Here is a 21208-nt window from a genome sequence, read left to right on the forward strand (position 1 = left end):
TCGGAAAAGATAAGCTCAAATATTATTGAGAACTTTTCATTATTGAATATTAGGAATTTATTTCTAATATTCAATAATGATCTAGTGACAATAGGTGATGGAGTTGACCAACAGAAGGTTGAAAATCTAGAAATATCTCATATAATTAAAGATTTTGGAATTTCAAAATTGATAATTCATGGTCTATTTCCGGAATTTGCTGCTTTAATAAACAAAATTCCACATAATGTCTCAATTGCTTGGTTCGTATGGGGGTTTGATATTTACAATCAAGATCGTGTCCGAAATACCTTGTACGCTACTGAAACACAGAAATTGAGAGGAAAGTTCAGAAAAGGAGGATTGAAGCGAACTATAAAAAATATTCCTTTTATCAAAAAGCTATACTATAAAATCCTCGGTACTCAAGATTATCAAAATAATATAAATATTGCATATAAAAGAATAAAATATTTTTGTTCATATATCGAGGATGACTTCTTGTTTTTTGATAAATTCTACAATCATTCCTCAGCATTCTTCTACGCACCTTTTTGTACTATAGATCAGTATCTTGGAGGGAACCAAGATAGAAGAATGTCGTCAGCAGCATCGAATATATTGCTGGGTAATTCAAACTCGATAGAGAATAATCATGTGGATGTTTTGGAAAAACTTAAGGGGAGAGAAGGGGGAGCAAAGATTTATATTCCTTTGAGCTATGGAAATGACTTAGAATATCGAAATTTTGTAATCCAATATGGTAAAGAAAAATATGGAGAAAAAGTAGTTGCTTTAACAGACTTTATGGCTATATCGGATTACTTAAATTTAATTTCTGGGTGTAGTATTGCTATATTTTATCACTTTCGTCAACAAGCGATGGGTAATATTATAGCTTTACTCTATATGGGAATGCGGGTCTATCTATCTAATAATAATCCTGCTTATAGATATTGCAAAAGAATTGGGCTTAATGTATTCGATTTTGATAACGACTATATTCTTTACGGCACGGCAGTTTTAGAGGAAGTTTTAGCGGACGAGAACAGAGAAATTTTGAGGAAAAATTTTTCGAAGGAGATAGTAGTATACCATTTAGGAAAGTTAGTTGAAAGTATATAATGGATTTTAAAAAAAGTGTTATAAAAGGGGTTAAATGGACCTCATTTAGTACTATTGTATTAGCTATTGTTGCAATTGCTAAAATTTCTATCTTAACTCGTTATCTTAATAAGTCTGATTTTGGATTAATTGCTATGATTACATTCATTTTAAATTTTATGGATCTTTTTAATGATATGGGAATTTCTACAGCAATATTACACAAGCAAAATATTAGTAAAAAAGAGTATTCGAGTTTGTATTGGTCCAATTTAGGATTGAGTATTTTCTTGTATTTTGTAATTTTTCTTGCAACACCTCTTATAGTTAACTTTTATAATCAGCCACAATTGTCTGTCATAACGCCCTTGTTGGCCTTGAATTTGTTGTTTACAGGAATTGGCCGACAATTCAAAGTTATTTTGCAGAAAGAATTAAACTTCAGACTATTGGCAGTTGCTGATATTTCTTCTGCTCTAATTTCCCTTTGTCTTGCGGTATATTTAGCCATTAAGGGGTTCGGAGTTTTTTCGTTAGTATATTCCACCATTTTACAGATGTTTTTAAGTAACTGTACTTTTGTTATATTAGGGTTTTCAAAGCATAAAATATCTTTGTATTGTAATTTAGCATTAATAAAGGACTTTTTTAGAATTGGAATGTTTCAGGTCGGCGGGCAAATCGCTAATTATTTTAATAGAGATCTGGATATTCTAATTATTGGTAAGTTATTTAATGCTCAAATCCTTGGTGGTTATAGCTTAGCCAAACAATTAGTTTTTAGACCATTTCAATTAATAAACCCGGTAATTATCAAGGTAGCATCTCCTGTTCTGGCGAAAAGCCAAAATGATCCGGAGTCATTAAAAATCAATTACTTAAAACTTCTTAATTCTGTCTCATCTTTAAATATTCTTATTTATGTTTTGCTAATTTTGTTTTCCGATCAAGCTATAGAAATTCTATACGGAAAGGATTATTTGAACGTTTCAATATTAGTACGGATTTTGAGTGTATATATGATTTTTAGAGCAATTGGCAATCCTGTAGGAAGTCTCGTTGTTGCAACGGGGCGGACTGATCTAGATTTTAAGTGGAATTTATTAACATTGGCCGTTATACCATTAGCAGTTTTTACTGGAAGTAGATGGGGGATTGAATTTGTTGCTTTATCACTTACAATCTCTATGATGATATTATTTTACCCAAGCTGGAGGTATTTAATAAATAAGATGACTATAATAAGTTTTAAGGAATACTTTAAAGCTGCATTTCTAGTTTCTTTCAAATTTAAATAAGATGAGTAAATACTTTGTTTTTAATTATTTGTTTTATCTACTTATATTTGTTGGTTTCTTCTTGCCGACAAATAATACATTTTACATTCCACTTCCCGGTGTTTTGCTGAAATTCAATGAACTAGCCCTGCTAGGGCTGCCTGTAGTAAATGAATTGTGCAAGTCAAAATATTCATTTCGTTTACGTAGTAAGAAGCTTAGATTATTGAGTCTATCTTTACTAATGCTAATTTTATTTAATGAACTGGTATTAAAATCTATTGTCTATTCCCAGTCCATTAGTGATGGTGTAAAGTCATTAAGATATGCACTTCCTTTACTAGTATCTTTATTTTTACTCTTTCGGGGAATAAATACAAATATTAAACAACTGTATTATGTATTTATAATTACAATTCTTACGTCATATTTATTGTCGCTAATTTCGTTAGTTTATCCTTTACCAATTTATTATAACTTGGATAACTCAGAAGATGTTCTATCTGCTTTTTCCGGTAGATTGATTAATGGAAATGCTAGTTTTGGATTAATAGGTGTTTATCTTTTACTAAAAAAATGTAATTCTTTTTTTTACGATAAGAAGATATATAAGGCCGTATATATTTTAAGCATTATAATCCTAGTCATGACTTTTAATAGGACGTTTTTAGCAGCAATTTTCGTAGAGGTGATTATTTTGACGTTTAAGAGCTTTAATGTAAAAAAAGCTATAAGTGCTATTTTCGTTGGCGTTGTTGGTATAATAGTTGCTTTTTTATTGTATAATTCAAATGAAACGATTCGAAAACAGATAGATAGGAGAATTTTGCCGATTCTTACACAAGAACAATCTATCTCCGAAAATGCGGTTCAAGATAGTCGTCAAGTAATTTACGATGGAGTTTTTCGGAGATTGTCGGAGAGCTATTGGATAGCTGGGCTTGATTTTAAAACTAAGATTTTTGAAATACAAAGGATTGATGGGATATATGAAGCATCTAAAACAGATATAAGTTTTATCAATATTCTTTTAAGATTTGGCATTGTTCCCCTTATTTTATATCTGATACTATTAAAGAGGCTGTACAAGTTAAAACTATTTTTTCCACTTGTTCTAGTGGTCATTATGCTTACTTCTTTAAACATTGATTTGCTGATGAATCAAAATACAATATTTTTTATAGTATTATATGTTTCATTTATCAATTTAAATAATATAACAAACATAAGAAGAATACCAAATGAAGATAGACCAAAATATGCCTTCTAGAGTATTAGTTATTTCTGCGATATTTCCAATCAGTGAATTATCACATAAGAAGAATGAAAATGACATTGTACTTGAAACCCAAAATAAGATTGGTTTCTATTATAATGGAATAACATTTAGAAATATATATCCTCTTATCTATTCTAACGATTTCCTAGGTCTATTTTCAAAAAAGTGGAAGGAGTTGAGTACCTTGAGAAAATATAATTACTTTCGATCTAAGGACGATGTTAAAATAGATATTCTCCCCATTATACAATTGCCTTATAAAGTAGAAAAAAGAGGACTTTTATTTAAGTTAAGCTTATTAAAATACAAAAGGAGGTTGGACAATATTATTCAGGAGTTTAAACCCACAGTGATCCATGCTCAAGATGCAGATGTTAGCGCATATATAGCGAGATATATTAAAGAAAAATATGATATACCCTATATTGTCACTTTAAGGGGAATCAATTTTATCCATGATCATTTAATTCATCAAAATTTACTTGGTGCCAGGGCTCTTTTATCAGTATCCAAAACCCAGAAGAATGATGGGTTGAAATATTTTGATCTTGACTCAATAACTATTCCCCATGGGATTGATGCTAAATTCTTCCAGAGCCATAAAGAAAATGTATCAAATAATCTTCGTCTGATCTTTGTAGGCAGATTATTGAAATTGAAAAATATAAATATCATAATCTCCGCTATTAAAGATTTGGATAATGTGCATTTCGACATTATTGGAGATGGTCCGGAAGAAAATAATATTAGAGATCAGATAGGTAATCTCAAGTTGAACCACCGTATTAAATTATTAGGGAGGCTAAATCACGAAGAGATAATACGTTTACTCCCTAGCTATGATATTTTTGCTATGGTAAGTTATCCTGAGACATTAGGCCGCGTTTACTTTGAGGCAATGGCATCGGGGCTTCCGGTTTTAGCCTGTAAAAATACGGGAATAGATGGTTTAATCGTAGATAGTGTACAAGGATTTTTAGTGGATAAAGATGGTCAATTGCAAATTGAAGAAATTCTAGAACATATCTCGAAAAACCGGGATTTATTAAACAAGATGAAAATTGAGGCTATAAATTTTGCTGAAAATTATAAGTGGGATAATATAGCTGAGTTATACAAGAATATTTATAATTTATAGAATTGATTATGAAAAAGTTATCTATGTTTGGCCTATTTTTGTTCATCATACCATTCCTATGTGTTGGTCAGTTGAAAAATAATCAGGAGATAAATAGAATCATTAATAATCTCCCTTCTGGTGAAACTTTTTATCTCCCAAATGGAGAGTATAAAGATCTTCAAATACAAATTACCAGTAAGAATAGAATTTCGATAAAAGCTCAACAAAATGGCAAAGTGAGATTTTCAGGTAATTCATTTATTACAATAAGAAACTCTAACGATGTTTTGATATCTGGCTTCCTTTTTGATAAAACCAATGCTTTAATTAGCATTACATTACAGAATTCGAATAGGGTTACAGTCTCTGATAATTATTTTGACCAATGTGGGAATGGCGAATATAATTCAATAATAATGATTAAAGATGGCTCATCAAATAATATTATTACTAGAAATACCTTCAACAAAAATCGAACGATGGGGGTGAGAATTAATGATTTCAACAATTTTAATAATGAAATTTCATTTAATTCGTTTTTGGATATACCACGAGCGACAGATATTTATCGTTCTTCGGGCGGAAACGGACTAGAATGTATTATGGTTGGATCGGGAAAACAGTGGAAATGGAATAGTAATACTATAATTAGAAATAATTATTTTAAAAATGTTATAGGGGATGCAACAGAAATCATTAGTTTGAAATCGAATAAAAATAGTGTTTTAGGTAATTATTTTGAGAATAGTAAAGGTGGCATAAGCTTGCGACTAGGTAACAATTCTATTATTTCAAAAAATACTTTTTTTAATACAGCATATCCTGTGAGGGTATATGGAGCTGGGCATAAAATAATTGGTAACACTATGAATGGGGGAGTAATTGGAATTCAATTACCAGGAGGGGATTCTGAACAAGGCAGTAATCAAAGATTAGCATCATACTTTCGATCCGATAATATTTCTATTGAAGGAAATTTCGTATCGAACTTTAAGGAATCTGTTGTTATGGGTAGAACTGGAGGAAAAAATAGGAATCTTATGCCGACTAATATTACAGTAGATAACAACACTTTTGACAAACAAACTTGGTTAGTTACTGACAATAATAGAATAAATGGAATGAAAGCCAATGGAAATAGAGCGAGCAGCTTAGATAGTAAGGTGATGAAAATGAGTATGGATAAAACAGGAGTATCATGGAAAATTCAGTAGCAAAACGAATTGCTTTTATCCTAGATCATAATCTGATGCATTACAGAGTTCCATTATTTCAATTTTTAATGTCTAGGGGATATGATGTAACAGTTATTCATGCTGGGAAGGAAATTATGGGCACAAGCTTCAAACAAATAATTGTCAGCGAAAAGAAAATTGGCCCATTCTATTTTAAAAGTCTTCCAAGACTACGGCAATTTGATGTAATTGTTCAGATGCAGAATATCAGGTATATTAATACTTGGTTTTTAGTCTTTAATTTTACGCGAAGTTATAAATTAATTGATTGGACAATAGGTACCTCTACCAGCAAAGGGCTTAATAAAAGTATCAGTTTCTTAGATAAATGTAGAAATTTTTTGAGTAATTATTCATCTGCAATAATCTTATATACCGATTTTGCAATAAATAAGTATTCAATAACAAATCAACAGAAGATATTTATTGCAAATAATACCGTGTATAATCCATGTCCGGAGAATCTATCTGGATCATTTAAAGATGGATTTCTATTCATCGGTTCTTTAAATAAAAGAAAAGGAATAGATGTGTTGCTTAAAGCTTTTAAATCTTACCTAACTCAAACTGTTAACGCTCGTATAAAATATCTATATATTATTGGAAAAGGGGAGGTTGTAAAAGATATTAACGATTATATTGATTCAAATTTTTTAAGAAATAATGTCATTCTATTGGGGGAGATAAACGATTTCGAAATGAAAAAGAAATACTTTGCAAAATCGATTATTAATATTTCACCAAATCAAGCAGGATTATCTGTACTGGAATCATTTAGTTTTGGATTGCCTTATATGACTAGAGAGAATGCTATTTCTGGCGGTGAACATTTAAATGTAGTCAATGATTATAATGGCTTTACTTTCACGGAAGATGAAGAAATCATCCGATTAATGATAAAGTGTAACAACGAACCCGGTGTTATGAAACAATTAGGAGACAACGCTTTTGATTACTATTCAAAGGAAAGAAGCTTTGATTCCATGGTAGAAACCTTCGATAATGCCCTTCTATATGCTTTGGGAAAAAACTAATAGTTCAAACTTGTCTGAATAATGATATTTACCTTGAAAATTTACTTTGATACAATTCGTCATTTAAAATTATCTCAGCTTTTTTGGCAGCTTAGATACAAGATTAGAGCGAAGCAATTCTTAAAAAATAAATATTTCAATAATTTATATGATGAATTTGAGTCTTTAAGTTTCGTAAATACAGAGATTCTTTATAAAAAGAATCTCTTAATAGAACCACTGATTTTTAAATTCCTCAATCTAGAGAAAAAATTTGTTGAAAAAATAAATTGGAATTTTTCTGAATATGGTAAACTTTGGAATTATAATTTAGAATATTTTGACTATCTCCATCAACAAGATATTTCCATTGAGGAGAGAATCAAACTAATAAATGACTTCTATAATTATTCATTGCTTAATAAAAGGACGCTAGAGCCATATCCAGTTTCTCTTAGATCAATAAATATTATAAAATTTTCTATTCGTGATGGTATATTGGATAAGCGAATTTTAAATTTTGTTTATCAGGAGCTTTCATTTCTTGATAAAAATTATGAATTTCAAATTCTCGGTAATCATTTGTTGGAGAACGCATTTGCTTTATCTTTAGGAGGTGCATTTTTCAAGAGAGAGGATTGGTTAAATAAGGGTATAAGGATTTTGTATAAAGAGTTAAAAGAGCAAATTTTAGAAGATGGTGCTCATTTTGAGCTTAGTCCCATGTATCATCAGATCATCCTTTTTAGAGTTTTAGAATTGATCGATTGGTATCAAAATTATGGTGATAAAGATGCTAATTTTCTTTCTTTTTTTAGAGACATTGCTTCAAAAATGAGATCTTGGGCAGGTAATATTCAATTTGCTAATGGGGATATACCATTATTTAATGATTCAGCAAAAGGAATAGCCTACGATATTGTCACATTAAATGATTATGCGAATATTCTAGGTATAGAATCTAAAAATCTTCCTTTGGGGCAATCGGGATATAGAAGCTTTCTTAATAGTAACTATGAGATTAAAATTGATTTAGCCCAAATAGGTGCTTCTTATCAACCAGGACATGCTCACGCAGATGCTTTGAGTTTTATTCTTTATAGTCAAGAGTTGCCTTTAATTGTAGAGCAGGGAACATCTACCTATCAAATTGGTAAAAGAAGGAATTTAGAAAGGTCGACAGAAGCACATAACACGATTGTTTTAAATGGCAGAGATCAGTCAGAGGTTTGGGGAGGATTCCGAGTAGGAAAAAGAGCTAAAACTACAATCCATTATGAGGGACAAAATGGATATACTGGAAGCCACAATGGTTATAAGAATTTAGGGATTATACACACACGAAGTTTTATTTTTGAGGAGGCTAAAATTCAAATTACAGATACTCTGAGTCAGAACGGTAATGCAAAAGCATATGTACATTTGCATCCTGATAGACGATTATCGAAGATAAATGATAAGCGGTTTATTATCGATGATATGGTTACAATTGATTTTGATGGGGCAGAGACAATCGTTTCTGATAATTACGAATATGCGGATTCATATAATCAATATCGCCCGGCAATAAGATTTGTTATTTCTTTTGAAAGGGAACTATCAACTACAATATTCTTCAAACATTCAAGATGAAAAAAATACTATATCTTAGTTTCTACTTTGAACCTGATCTATGTGCAGGTTCTTTTCGGAATAGTCCTTTGGTAAGAGAACTAGCGGAACAGGCTAAGGGCGGAGCTACAGTAGATGTAATTACTACACTTCCAAATCGATATAGCTCGTTTGCGGCGGAAGCTCCACAGTTTGAACAAAAAGATAATTATACAGTTACACGTGTTGCCATTCCTAAGCATCAAAGTGGTATGAAAGATCAAGTGCTATCTTTCAAGGCGTATTATCAACAAGTAAAGAAACTTGTATATGGAAAAAAATATGATCTGGTAATAGCTTCTTCATCACGATTGTTTACCGCCTATTTAGGGTATACTATTGCTAAAAAATTGAAGGTCCCTTTGTATTTGGATATTCGTGATATTTTCTACGATACATTGCAGGACATATTGAAAAATAAACTAGTAAAAACTTTTGTACTACCTGTTATAAAGCAGATTGAAAGGAAAGTGTTCGCCTACGCAGCACATATCAATCTAATTTCAGAGGGTTTTAAACCCTATTTTGAAACGTATAGGTGCGCAGAATATAGTTATTTCACAAATGGGATTGATGATATTTTTATAACAAATAATGCAAAAGTAGAGACTGCGATTGCTATGCCTAAAAAAATTCTGTATGCAGGAAATCTTGGAGAAGGTCAGGGTTTGGATAAAATTGTTCCTGATGCGGCTAAATTATTAGGGAACGAATATGAATTTATTATAGTTGGAGATGGAGGAATAAAGAATAAATTGATAGAAAAAGTTCAAACTTATAACCTTTTTAACGTAAAATTTATGTCTCCTGTAAAAAGGGATGAGCTCATAAAGATGTATGAAGAATGCGATTTTACGTTTGTTCATCTTAATGACTATGAGGCTTTTAAAAAAGTGTTGCCTTCTAAAGTTTTCGAACTTGCGTGTTTCCCGCAACCGATGATTGCTGGTGTAGGTGGTTATGCAAACAGATTTATAGCAGAAAACATAGAAAATAAAATTTTATTTAATCCCTGTGATGTAGAAGGATTTGTGAAACAGCTGCAGAACTATAGTTATACCAGAAGTAGAAGAGAACTTTTTATTGATACATTTAAGCGAACGGTTATTAATAAAAAAATGGCTTCTTCAATGCTAAAATATATATGAAAATTATAATCACCGGATCTACAGGTTTTGTAGGAAAGAATCTTTCCCTTTATTTGTTTGAGCGAGGAATAGACATACTAGGCTTATCTTTAAGGGATAAAACTTGGGAAGAAAAAATAGATGTGGATGCTACTGCTATAATCCATTTAGCGGGTAAAGCACATGATACATCCAATACCTCGGTCCCCGACGAGTATTTTCAAATAAATCGTGATTTGACGGTTTCATTGTTTAAACAGTTTATCAGCTCAAATATTAGAGACTTTTTCTATTTTAGTTCCGTAAAAGCTGTTGCTGATACAGTCGATGATATATTGACCGAAGATGTAGTAGGCGCACCTCTCACACCTTATGGAAAGTCAAAACTTGAAGCTGAGCAATATCTACTCCAACAAAAATTACCTGCTAATAAGCGCTTATTTATTATAAGACCATGTATGATCCATGGCCCTGGAAATAAAGGCAACTTAAATCTTTTATATAAAGTTGTGAAAAAAAATATACCCTGGCCATTAGCATCTTTTCATAATAATCGTTCTTTTTTGAGTATAGATAACCTTTCCTTCTTAATTAATACTATGATTCAAAATGAGGGTTTGGAATCTGGCGTATATAATTTTTCTGACGATGATCCCTTATCAACCAATGAGCTGGTTTCGTTGATTGCAAATGCTCTGGGTAGAAAAGAGCGATTATGGTATATCCCATGTCCATTAATTACCTTTATTGTAAAGATAGGGGATGTGTTGCCATTACCATTAAATTCGGAACGCCTAAAAAAACTTACCGAATCGTATGTTGTTTCCAATAAGAAAATCAAGAAGGCACTGGGCTTGTCTAATCTACCTATAACATCTAAGGAAGGACTTAAAAATACTATTCGTTCTTTTTAAGTCGCAAAATTTTCGTTTTATTTTTTAGTATAAACTATGATCTATTTGGTTGTTTTTTTCTCTTTATTAATTGTTGAAATTCTTTATTTCAAAGTAGCTGATCGTTTTAATATTATAGACAAACCTAACGAACGATCTTCACACTCTTCCGTGACTCTGAGAGGAGGAGGTGTTGTGTTCTATTTTGGGGCATTTATCTTTTTTATTTTATCAGGTTTCGAGTATCCTTGGTTTTTCTTAGGCTTGACGCTGATGACATTAATTTCCTTTTTGGATGATGTATTTACGCTGTCAAATAAAATTAGGTTAATAGTACATTTTACATCTGTACTATTAATGGCCTATCAACTTGATTTATTTGATATGCCATGGTATTATCTATTAATCAGTTTTATTGTAGTTGTAGGTGTTATTAATGCATATAACTTCATGGACGGAATAAATGGCATTACAGCGTGTTACAGCTTGGCTGTTGGTGGATTATTAATTATCGTTAATCAGAAATTAGACTTTGTAGCGCATGATTTATTAAACTTTTCGTTGTTAGGAGTCTTGGTATTTACCTTTTTCAATTTCCGAACTAAAGCAAAGTGTTTTGCTGGGGATGTCGGATCTGTTGCGATAGCATATATTCTTCTATTCTCATTAGGGCAACTAATTTTAAAGACAGGGAATCTAATTTATATTTTATTCCTAGCAGTCTATGGTATTGACGCTGTATGGACAATTATACGGCGCTTGGCTCGCAGAGAAAATATTTTCGAAGCGCATCGTTCTCATTTATATCAATTCTTGGGAAATGAGGCTGGGGTTAATAAACTCCTTATATCATTTTTCTATGGTACAATACAATTTGTGATAGGTTGTGTTGTATTAAATTTTGATTCCTCCGATTTTTCGACACAACTTATTTTTTCTGTTTTATTATTAGTGGTGTTGAGCGCTGTATATCTGGTTTTAAAGACTTACATTATTAAAAAATATGTTAAAGCTTAATTATGAATAAAATTTCAATTATTCGTGGGGGATCTGCTAATGACGAACGTGGTCAGATCCGATTTGTCAATGATTTTGATATGGGGCTGGTAAAGCGCTTTTATCTTATTAAAAATATTGACACGGAGTTGATAAGAGGCTGGAGGGGACATAAGATTGAGCAAAGATGGTTTTATGTCCTTTCAGGATCGTTTAGTGTCAATCTTATCAAGATAGATAATTGGGAATCTCCAGATTCTGAGTCGAATATTGAAAGAATAGTCCTCAAATCATCGGAAATGCAGATTCTCCATGTTCCTTCAGGTTTTTGTACAGCCTTTCGCGCCTTGGATATTAATAGTGAATTATTGGTTTATGCGGATTACCCAATTGCGCATGCCACTTTGGATGACTATACATGGCCATTGTCATACTTTAAAAACGGAAATTTTAATTAATTTTTATTATTTAGGCACACATTTTGCTTGCGAGAGGCTGTTTTAAGAATGAATAATCTGATTAGCATTTTTAAAAGTAGAATTCAAATAAAAAATATATTTTTGCGAAGTATCAATCATAAAATCAAATAGCAAATGCGATCAATTTCAAAATATAGTGTTACATTAACATTGTTTGTTGCAGTTTTAATTATATTCAGTTCATGCGGTTCACGAAGAAATATGGTGTATCTACAACAAGACTCCACTCAAATCTCTTCTCTCTATGAGCAGTATGTTCCTAAAATACAGATTAATGACATCTTAACTATTGTGGTAACTGCGGCTGATCCAAAAGTAACAGCTCCATTTAATCCAGTGAGTACTATGACGAGCAGTAATTTATCTCAACAAGTTGATCTAGCTTTAAGGCCAACTTATACAGTAGATGGGCAAGGATATATCACTTTACCTTTGCTTGGTAAGGTTCATGTTGCTGGCTTAACAAGAGTCGAGGCTATTGAGAAAATTAGATTAGAACTAAGTCAATATATAAAGGATCCGGGTGTAAATATGAACTTCAACAATTTTCGTGTATCTGTATTAGGCGAAGTAGCTCGTCCGGGTTCATTTATTCTCCCTACTGAACGTGCCACAGTTCTTGAAGCTTTAGGGATGGCAGGAGATCTAACAATTCGTGGAGTTAGACAAAATGTATTATTAATTCGTGAAGTAAATGGACAGAAGACAATGCATCGTTTAGATTTAACTCAACAAAATACTTTGAATTCCCCCTATTATTATTTAGCGCAGAACGATGTAATTTATGTCGAGCCTAATAAGGCACAGATTAATAGTTCTAAATTGGGGGCGAATACAAATATAATTATTTCAATTGCCAGTTTATTAATAACAGTAATTTCAGTACTGACTCGCTAATGCAAGATATGGAACAACAGCCAATTCACTTCAAAGACAACCAAGAAGAGGACATCAATTTACGCCAACTTTTCGAACAATATGCATTTTATTGGAAATGGTTTGCTTTAGGGATAATAATTTCGCTAGCAGTAGCGGTAGTTTATCTAAGATATGCCCAAAGGACTTATAATACGACGGCCAAAATTTTACTAAAGGATGAACGAAGCGCCTCAGCTGGAGAATTAGCAGGGATAGCAGAGTTGACTAATAGTATGGGATTCGGTGGAAGCCGTTCTGCTTACGTGACTGATCAAATAGAAGTCCTGTATTCCCGTCGCCTGATGAGAAAGGTTGTAGATCTGAATCACCTGCACATTACATATGCTATTAAAGGAAAGATTCGCTCTTCAGAGGTTTTGGAATCTAATATGCCGTTTATTATCGAATTACAAGGTAATCAAGATACTGTATTGATGAACCTTCAAATTCGAGTAGCTGAAGGGAAAAAGTTGCGTATTACTGACTTGGTTTCTAATGATAAAATAGAGACAACTTTTGATAAAAATATAAAAATTGGAAATGCAAATTTGATTTTTAGAAGAAACAAAATGTCTCTATTAGACAACGATGCTGATTATCTTTTATCTATAGTTCCAAAAGATTGGGCAATAGATCAGAACCTAGCTTCAATTAGTATTAGCCCTAGTAAAGAGTTGCAGTCTTATATTGTCAATTTTGGAATGGTATCCACATTGGGCAAAAAATCGGAACTGATTTTGAACTCATTAATAGATATTTATAACGCTGATTTAACCAATGATAAACTGCGTACGACTCGGGCTACATCTGATTTTATTAACAAGAGATTGGTATTGATCTCAAAGGATCTTTCAGGTGCAGATGAGCAGGTGGCAGATTTTAAGTCAGCTAACTCTATGGTTGATATGACAGCAGAAGCTGGAGTATTTCTTAATAATGCTTCAGAAAATGATAAGAAGGTTTTGGAGTATAGAACTCAATTAAAGTTGGTAGAGCATATGAATGATTATCTAAAAAATCAGGATGTAGGAAAGCTTTTACCTTCAAATATTGGTTTACAAGATGAATCGATCACAGAATCAATTGTCGCGTACAATAAATTGGTATTAGAGAGGGATGACTTACTAAAGTCGGCGTCGGATAAAAATCCAACAGTAGTTGCACTTAATGAAAATATTTCTGAGAGTATTAATAATATCAAACAGTCGCTTCAGAATTATCAAAAGGTGACCCGATTGGCTTTATCAAGCATCGAAAATAAATCTAGTGAAATTAGAGGTAGAATTAATTCCATTCCTAATCAAGAACAAGGTTTTAAGAAAATTTCGCGTCAACAACAAATCGTAGAGTCATTATATCTTCTTCTTTTACAGAAGAGAGAAGAAAGCGAAGTTAAAGCAGCGGCTACACCAGACAACTTAAAAATAATTGATGCGGCATATGGGAGTGGGTTACCTATCACACCAAGGAAAGCAGTGGTATTATTTGGAGCATTAATTGCTGGATTTCTAATACCATTTGGATTTCTATATTTGAGATTTTTATTGGATAATAAAATCCATTCGCGTAAAGATATTGAAGATATTGTCAAAATACCGGTACTTGGTGAAATCCCGACTGCTGAAGATACAATTGTCCATTTAAACGATCGTTCCTCACTAGCAGAAGCATTTCGTATTCTTCGCACCAATATGAATTTTATGTTCGGCGCAGATAACAAGGATGCTTCAAAAGTTGTGTTTGTAACATCAACAATATCTGGGGAAGGAAAGTCTTTCGTAACGACAAATCTTGCTCAGATTTTATCGATGTCTGGAAAAAAAGTGCTTTTGATTGGTGCAGATATTCGGAGTCCTAAAGTATTGGATTATCTGGGATTATCCCATTTGCAACATACCAATGTGGGAATTACACAGTTCTTGATTAACCCAGAGATGGATGTTGATAATATTATTATCAAAAAGCCAGGGAATTATGATTTTGATGTGGTTTACTCAGGTTATATTGCGCCAAATCCTGCTGAGCTATTGATGAACGGACATTTCGATGATGTGATCAAATATGCACGGGAACATTATGATTATATCTTAGTCGATACAGCTCCAGTAAGTTTAGTAACAGATACCTTGTTAATTGCACATAATGCTGACTTGACTTTATATGTATCACGTGTTAATTATTTAGACAAACGCTTGCTTCAGGTACCGCGCGAACTTTATGTCGATGGTAAATTGAAGAACCTTGCAGCGGTGGTTAATGACGTGGATTTTGCACGGGGCTACGGTTATGGTTATGGCTATGGCTATGGCTATGGTGATAAGGGTAAAAAGAAAACCGGAATGGCAAAAGTATGGCAAGACATCAAAGATCGTTTAAATATAAAATAATGCCACTTTAATCTAAATTTTGGCCTTATTGTTGTAGAACCCCAAGTCGGAGAGTCGACTTGGGGTTTTTTATAATAATTATTTTGATAAGACGTTTCTGAATTATAATAGAGATTCTAATCAAAAAAATAGAACTACCGTGAGTTTTAATACATTAAAAACGAATACACTTACATTGAACATACGCTCTTATAAATAAACTATATCAATGAAAAAACAACTTTTATACACATTTGTGGGTCTATTTCTATTATCAATAGGATCCGTTTCAGCCCAATTTTCACGTCCGATCAGTGTTGGGGCTGGCGCGGGGGCGACGATCAACTTAACTGATTTGGGAAATGTAGAATCTAAATTTGCTTTTTACGGAGAACTGGATTATTTGATTACACCATATATCTCGGTGGGCTTACATGGTGAGAAGGGAACATTAGCTGGAAATGGTTACGATAGTGATTTTAAAAACCGTTATTTCGCTGGGAATATTAATGGTAAATTACGTTTGGGACAATTTCTAGATAATACTGATAACTATAGTTACTATACCCTAGAAGCAAATACACTGTCACGTATTCTTTCTAACATTTACGTTGGTGCAGGAGCAGGGCTTGTAAAAAACCGTATTAATAGGCACATATCAGAATTCTATGCAAATTACTTAGCTTCCAATGGTGGAGAGCTTGCTGACAAGTTGGGAGAAATTCATTTCGTAGTGCCACTCAATGTCGGTGTTGATATTCCTTTTGGCCGTACATTATATGGACCTCAATGGGCTATCAATGTAAACTATCAACATACCTTGACATTTAACGATAATCTGGATGGTATTAAAAATAAAAATAACGATCAATACGGTTTCGTATCCCTAGGTGTGAAATATGCTCTGTTTAACCGCAAATAAGTCAATCAAATATGCTAATCAAAAATAAACAAATGAAAAACCTATCTAAATGGGCCTATAGCAATCGGCTGCTAGGATTAATTTCTTTAGCTATCCTGATTGGTTTTGTAGCTTGTAAATCTAATTCCGCAATATATAAGGCTCCCAAAGTAAATGCTTTTAAAAGTGGGAAACTCCCAGCGCCTCCAGGTATGGTTTATGTACCCTCCGGTACAATTCTTTTCAAAGGATCGTTAGATAGCGGCAATGTGGGGAAAAATGTGAGTGTGAGTGCATTTTTTATCGATGAGGCGGAAGTAACTAATAAACAATACCGTGAGTTCGTAAATTGGGTAGCAGATTCTGTGGCTGTAACGGATTACCTCAATGATGATCAGTATTTCTTGGAGATTGCAGGTGAACAGGTTGGCCAAAAGCGTATCAATTGGGCAAAGGTCAAAAAAATATCTCCGATATGGAAAAGCAATGATCCAAGCATTCAAGAGCGAATTGCCCCTATGCTTGAAATGCATGGAAATAGACGTGCACTCAATCCCGAGGTGATTAGATATCGCTTCTCCTACTTACAGTCCAAAGGTAATGTGAAAAAGAAATATGTAACGGATACCGTGGCTGTCATGCCTGTGGAAGATATCTGGACAAAAGATTTTCCGAATGCGCAGTTAGCATCCCTAGATGCTAATTATTTTACACATCCTTCTTTCGATTACTATCCCGTCGTAGGCGTCACTTGGAGACAAGCGCGCGCATTTACTGACTGGCGGGCCAACGAGATGGCGGCAACAGTATTAAAAAATTCTTATCTCAACGGTTATCAGCTCAGCTTGAGTTTGCCAACAGAAGCGCAATGGCAATATGCGGCTTCTGGCAAGTTGGATCCGCAGGATACCATCGCAGGGTCAAGAATGACTATTGATGGAATAGAAGGTAAAAAGAAGCTAGCCGTCAATTTTAAACAAGGTGAGGGAACATACTCGCGTGATGGAGCTACCTTTACTCTTCCTGTGAAATCCTATATGCCGAACGCTTTTGGTGTATATAATATGGCCGGTAATGTGTCGGAATGGACCTTGGATGCTTATAGTCCCTCCGCCGTTGTATTTGTCAACGACTTAAATCCAGCTCTTTTATATGATGCGGATGCTAGAGATGGGGATGCATTGAAGCGGAAAGTGGTACGCGGTGGATCTTGGAAAGATAATGGAGAGCAGTTAAATAGTGAAACACGTAATTATTCTGTAGACTACGAACCGCATTCTTATATCGGTTTCCGTTGTGTCATGTCGGCTTTTGAAATGCCTACAGTACAGAGCAAAACACGTAAGTATTAACCCGCTGTTTTAGAACCCAAAAATCGATAACAATGAAAACAAAAATAGTATTGATAGCAGCGATGACTTTTGGAGTTGGGTCATTGTTTGCTCAACAAGAGACAACGATAGATACGGTGCCCAAAAATCAGAACATTTTAAATAATGTCAATTCAACTACTCCTGTAACGTCAGGAGAAGTCATCCAGGACACAATTCCACTGACCGATGGATTCTATCAGGCGAATAATATGGAAGACGCTGTTCCTTTTGCTTATCCTGAAGTAAATAAAAAGAATATCCGTTTTTATAAACGCGTTTGGCGTGATATCGATCTCAAAGACGAAAAAAATAATATTCTCGCGATTCCCGGGAATTCCTTGATAGAGGTTGTCATGAAAGCGATTGAAAAGGGAAAGCTGTCGCTCTACAGTCCGGATGATGATTCTTTTAAAGGTAGATTGAGCGCCCAAGAGGGAATGGCCCGTTTTGCCGATAGCGTGCTTGTGCCAATTTTTGATGGGGAGGGAAATCAAATTGATTCCAAAATGGCATTGAATGAGTTCGATCCTGCACGTGTGACTAAATTTAGAATTAAAGAGGATATCTTTTTTGATAAACAACGAAGCCGTTTGGAGACACGCATTATTGGTGTAGCTCCTTTGATGAATATAACGACTTCAGCGGAACTAGCAGAATCGGTAGGTGCTACTCCTGCATTTTGGCTTTATTTTCCTCAGTTGCGCTATAGTTTGATACAAGTAGATATTTCTGACCCCGACAAAGGACTTTACGACATGACAATGGATGACTTCTTTGTTCAGAATAAGTTTGCTAGTACCATCGTACGTGAGTCATCTCCAGGAATGTTGCAAAATCTCAAAGAAACTGAAAATGGCGGACAACAATTAGACGGAAAGAAAGTAGAGGAGAAATTGGATGCCTATAAGAAAAAACTATGGAGTAATCCAAAAGGGGTTAAGGCTGAAGAATTGGAGGGTAATCAATCCAACATAGATACTTTGCAAAAAGTTCAATCGGAAAATAAAAAAACGACAGAAGAGAAATTATAGTGTACCCTGCGTTTGTAAAGCGAGTGTCTCTATTTCAATAGAAACACTCGCTTTTGTTTTTAAAATTCATGATTTATTAATATGAAAAATGCAGAGGCTGGTATTAATATTGATGACAATTGATTTAATACCAATCAGAGATATCACTTACAATTAAGCAAAATGAAAGATAACACGCAAAAGCCAATTCTAGTTATTTTGGCTGCAGGGATGGCAAGCCGTTATGGTTCAGCAAAACAAGTCGAGAGTTTTGGGCCGTTTGGTGAAAAGATAATAGATTACTCTATCTACGATGCGATTCGGGCGGGGTTTGGGAAGGTAGTTTTTGTGATCCGGGAGGAATTTCTGGACATAATGCGAAGTAATGTGGGCGATAAATTACCGGACACTATTGAGGTAACCTATGTTTATCAGGATTTTGATCTCAGTAAGTTTGGCGTAAATCGTATTGTCGAACGTCAGAAGCCATGGGGTACAGGTCATGCTGTGATGAGTGCAGAGTCAGCAGTAGATGGTCCATTTTGTGTGATTAATGCTGATGATTTTTATGGTTACGATGCATTCCAAAAAATGGCCTCTTTTCTTAGGGGACAGGCTACTGATCAACAGATGGCATTAGTGGGGTTTGAAGTAGGTAATACGCTTTCTGATTTTGGTTATGTGTCCCGTGGTATATGTGAAGTGAATGAGGCTAATCACTTGCAGAGTGTTACGGAAAGAACCAATATCTACCGAAAAGAAGGCGATATTGTCTTTGAACAGCAGGAGATAACGACGGTATTACCAGACAATACAAGGGTTTCAATGAATTTTTGGGGATTTACGCCTAAACTATTTGAAATTGCACGTGGGTTATTTCCTGATTTCGTGGAGCAAAATCATGAGAACCCCAAAGCGGAATTCTTTATTCCTGATTTGCCAGATTACATGGTGAAGCAAGGTATTGCGAACTTTTCGGTATTACCTACCGATGCGAAATGGTTTGGTGTGACTTATAAAGAAGATAAGGATCAGGTACAACAAAGTATCCATCAATTAATTGAGCGAGGTGACTATCCTAGACGATTATGGCCTGAGAAAAAGGTCTTCGATGAAAGTATTTATTTAGATTTTTAACACAAAAGTTTGTGGTGTCTCTTTTTCTATTTTGAAAGAGAGACACATTTTCAATCACTATCTTTTCCTAAGAACTTGGAATAAGCTTGAACGAAGGGGAATGCTATCGCTTCCTGTGGAGCATACTTAAGATACCTTTTAAAATTTCCCCACAGACGTTTAGCAGAGTCTGGCCGATGGAAGAACTCTGCTTCTTTATTCTGTCCAAATCTTTCGTCATTGAAGCCAAAGTTTCCAGAATGCCAAACTTCATCAAGCATCCAGTCTATGTGGATCTCTTTTGGATAGGGAAACGGAATCGCAGATTCTGGCAGTCCTATATAATCAACAAGCAATTTATGAAGTAGGTGACTCCATTTGAGAATACCCGTTTTTTTATAAATCTCATGTAATACCTGACCATCAATATTAGGTAGTACACTATAATACAATCTCGCCGAATCGCAAAACTGGCGCAAGCTGATACCGTAAGTAATTAAATGTTTCAATATGTGTATATTGACTTGTAGAAGTTGTAGCTCTTGGGCCAACAAGCGAATGGACACATCATTGATTACTAGCCGCCCTTGTACACCTCTATAATCCTCCAAAAGTTTGTTTAAATATTTTTTCTTAAAAGGATTACGAAAATCAAATTTACGTTTATGATGCTCGACATGTATTCCATTCCAATTGTAGTCTAAGCTGAAGTCTGGTGTGTCTTTAAAGTTTACATCTCGTTTTTTTAGAAAATTCCTTGCCTTGCTATAATCATCTTCTTCAAAACACCAATCAATGTCACCACTTATACGATGATCTGGAATCCTGTAATAGGATGCGACACCTCGTCCCTTTTGGAGAATGGGACGGATACCCTCTTTTTCAAAGGTTAAAAACTGCTCGGCAATTATAGCATCCATTTTTGCATTATGTCGTTCGATCTTATCCATCCGAACAGCCCATTTTAAACGTAAAGAAGCTGGAGGCAATTGATCTTCGGTTAAAAAGGGGAAACTGTCATAAATCACACCTTCTACCGTGTGATTGCTAGCATATTTTAGGATACTATTCCAATCGTCAATGGATAAAGGTTTGATGAGAGCAGGTTTACCTTCTCCCCAAAGGCCGACACGCAATAACTGAAAAAAAATATTCCTTAATTGATTGTTCATTTGATTTTAGAAATACACGTTCATCAAATATAATAATTTATAAACTTTGCTTTACGAGTTAGCTATAATAAATAAAGATAATTAAGAATATTCACACCTATTTATAATCGCCTAGATTGACAAATTCTTTTCCTGAAACATAGTTTTTAATTGGTACATTTGCATTGACTTAAACGTTGGAAGGGAATTTTAATAAATTT

18 protein-coding genes are annotated in these 21208 nt (G+C 33.9%); 17 read left to right on the plus strand and 1 reads right to left on the minus strand.

Features of this window, described 5'->3' with window-relative positions; translation table 11 throughout:
* Nucleotides 1-84 precede the first annotated feature (84 nt).
* From AB1Z56_RS21545 to AB1Z56_RS21625, 17 genes are all read left to right on the plus strand, one after another.
* Nucleotides 85-1104 carry a TDP-N-acetylfucosamine:lipid II N-acetylfucosaminyltransferase gene (locus tag AB1Z56_RS21545; RefSeq protein WP_426790102.1) on the plus strand — a complete coding sequence of 340 codons (1020 nt, stop codon included), beginning with the start codon at nt 85-87 and terminating at the stop codon, nt 1102-1104.
* Nucleotides 1104-2381, plus strand: coding sequence for an MOP flippase family protein (locus tag AB1Z56_RS21550; protein WP_426790103.1), 1278 nt, complete (start codon nt 1104-1106; stop codon nt 2379-2381). Before AB1Z56_RS21545 ends, AB1Z56_RS21550 begins: the two co-directional genes overlap by 1 nt.
* A gap of 1 nt (nt 2382) precedes the next feature.
* A complete protein-coding gene (locus AB1Z56_RS21555) occupies nt 2383-3630 on the plus strand; it encodes a hypothetical protein (protein WP_426790104.1) in 1248 nt (415 codons plus the stop codon).
* Nucleotides 3602-4777, plus strand: a complete 1176-nt coding sequence (locus AB1Z56_RS21560) for a glycosyltransferase (protein ID WP_426790105.1) — start codon at nt 3602-3604, stop codon at nt 4775-4777. The genes AB1Z56_RS21555 and AB1Z56_RS21560 overlap by 29 nt, the downstream gene beginning before the upstream one ends.
* 8 nt (nt 4778-4785) lie before the next feature.
* Nucleotides 4786-5973 (plus strand): chondroitinase-B domain-containing protein, encoded by a 1188-nt coding sequence (locus AB1Z56_RS21565; RefSeq protein WP_426790106.1) that lies wholly within the window; start codon nt 4786-4788, stop codon nt 5971-5973.
* On the plus strand, nt 5958-7028 hold the full coding sequence (locus AB1Z56_RS21570; RefSeq protein WP_426790107.1) for a glycosyltransferase: 1071 nt from the start codon (nt 5958-5960) through the stop codon (nt 7026-7028). Before AB1Z56_RS21565 ends, AB1Z56_RS21570 begins: the two co-directional genes overlap by 16 nt.
* A 21-nt stretch (nt 7029-7049) precedes the next feature.
* Nucleotides 7050-8639, plus strand: coding sequence for a heparinase II/III domain-containing protein (locus AB1Z56_RS21575; protein WP_426790108.1), 1590 nt, complete (start codon nt 7050-7052; stop codon nt 8637-8639).
* Nucleotides 8636-9805 carry a glycosyltransferase family 4 protein gene (locus AB1Z56_RS21580; RefSeq protein ID WP_426790109.1) on the plus strand — a complete coding sequence of 390 codons (1170 nt, stop codon included), beginning with the start codon at nt 8636-8638 and terminating at the stop codon, nt 9803-9805. Before AB1Z56_RS21575 ends, AB1Z56_RS21580 begins: the two co-directional genes overlap by 4 nt.
* On the plus strand, nt 9802-10698 hold the full coding sequence (locus AB1Z56_RS21585; RefSeq protein ID WP_426790110.1) for an NAD-dependent epimerase/dehydratase family protein: 897 nt from the start codon (nt 9802-9804) through the stop codon (nt 10696-10698). Before AB1Z56_RS21580 ends, AB1Z56_RS21585 begins: the two co-directional genes overlap by 4 nt.
* Nucleotides 10699-10734: 36 nt before the next feature.
* Entirely contained in the window at nt 10735-11694 is a 960-nt protein-coding gene (locus tag AB1Z56_RS21590) for an MraY family glycosyltransferase (protein ID WP_426790111.1), read from the plus strand.
* A 2-nt stretch (nt 11695-11696) separates the two neighbouring features.
* The gene (locus tag AB1Z56_RS21595; RefSeq protein WP_426790112.1) at nt 11697-12131 is read left to right on the plus strand and encodes a WxcM-like domain-containing protein; all 435 of its coding nucleotides are present in this window, start codon (nt 11697-11699) and stop codon (nt 12129-12131) included.
* 135 nt (nt 12132-12266) lie between these two features.
* On the plus strand, nt 12267-13049 hold the full coding sequence (locus AB1Z56_RS21600) for a polysaccharide biosynthesis/export family protein (protein ID WP_426790113.1): 783 nt from the start codon (nt 12267-12269) through the stop codon (nt 13047-13049).
* Nucleotides 13049-15457, plus strand: coding sequence for a GumC family protein (locus AB1Z56_RS21605; protein ID WP_426790114.1), 2409 nt, complete (start codon nt 13049-13051; stop codon nt 15455-15457). Before AB1Z56_RS21600 ends, AB1Z56_RS21605 begins: the two co-directional genes overlap by 1 nt.
* A 208-nt stretch (nt 15458-15665) precedes the next feature.
* The gene (locus AB1Z56_RS21610) at nt 15666-16358 is read left to right on the plus strand and encodes a hypothetical protein (protein ID WP_426790115.1); all 693 of its coding nucleotides are present in this window, start codon (nt 15666-15668) and stop codon (nt 16356-16358) included.
* 32 nt (nt 16359-16390) lie between these two features.
* Nucleotides 16391-17689: an SUMF1/EgtB/PvdO family nonheme iron enzyme gene (locus AB1Z56_RS21615; RefSeq protein WP_426790116.1), complete on the plus strand. Its 1299-nt coding sequence runs from the start codon at nt 16391-16393 to the stop codon at nt 17687-17689.
* A gap of 32 nt (nt 17690-17721) precedes the next feature.
* A complete protein-coding gene (gene gldN, locus AB1Z56_RS21620) occupies nt 17722-18741 on the plus strand; it encodes a gliding motility protein GldN (protein ID WP_426790117.1) in 1020 nt (339 codons plus the stop codon).
* A 162-nt stretch (nt 18742-18903) separates the two neighbouring features.
* Nucleotides 18904-19857 carry a nucleotidyltransferase family protein gene (locus tag AB1Z56_RS21625; protein WP_426790118.1) on the plus strand — a complete coding sequence of 318 codons (954 nt, stop codon included), beginning with the start codon at nt 18904-18906 and terminating at the stop codon, nt 19855-19857.
* Between the two features lie 50 nt (nt 19858-19907).
* Here the strand turns inward: AB1Z56_RS21625 and AB1Z56_RS21630 are convergent, their stop codons facing one another.
* Nucleotides 19908-21008, minus strand: a complete 1101-nt coding sequence (locus tag AB1Z56_RS21630; protein WP_426790119.1) for a nucleotidyltransferase family protein — start codon at nt 21006-21008, stop codon at nt 19908-19910.
* Nucleotides 21009-21208 lie beyond the last annotated feature (200 nt).

Source organism: Sphingobacterium sp. WOUb80 (genome assembly GCF_050058145.1).
GTDB lineage: Bacteria > Bacteroidota > Bacteroidia > Sphingobacteriales > Sphingobacteriaceae > Sphingobacterium.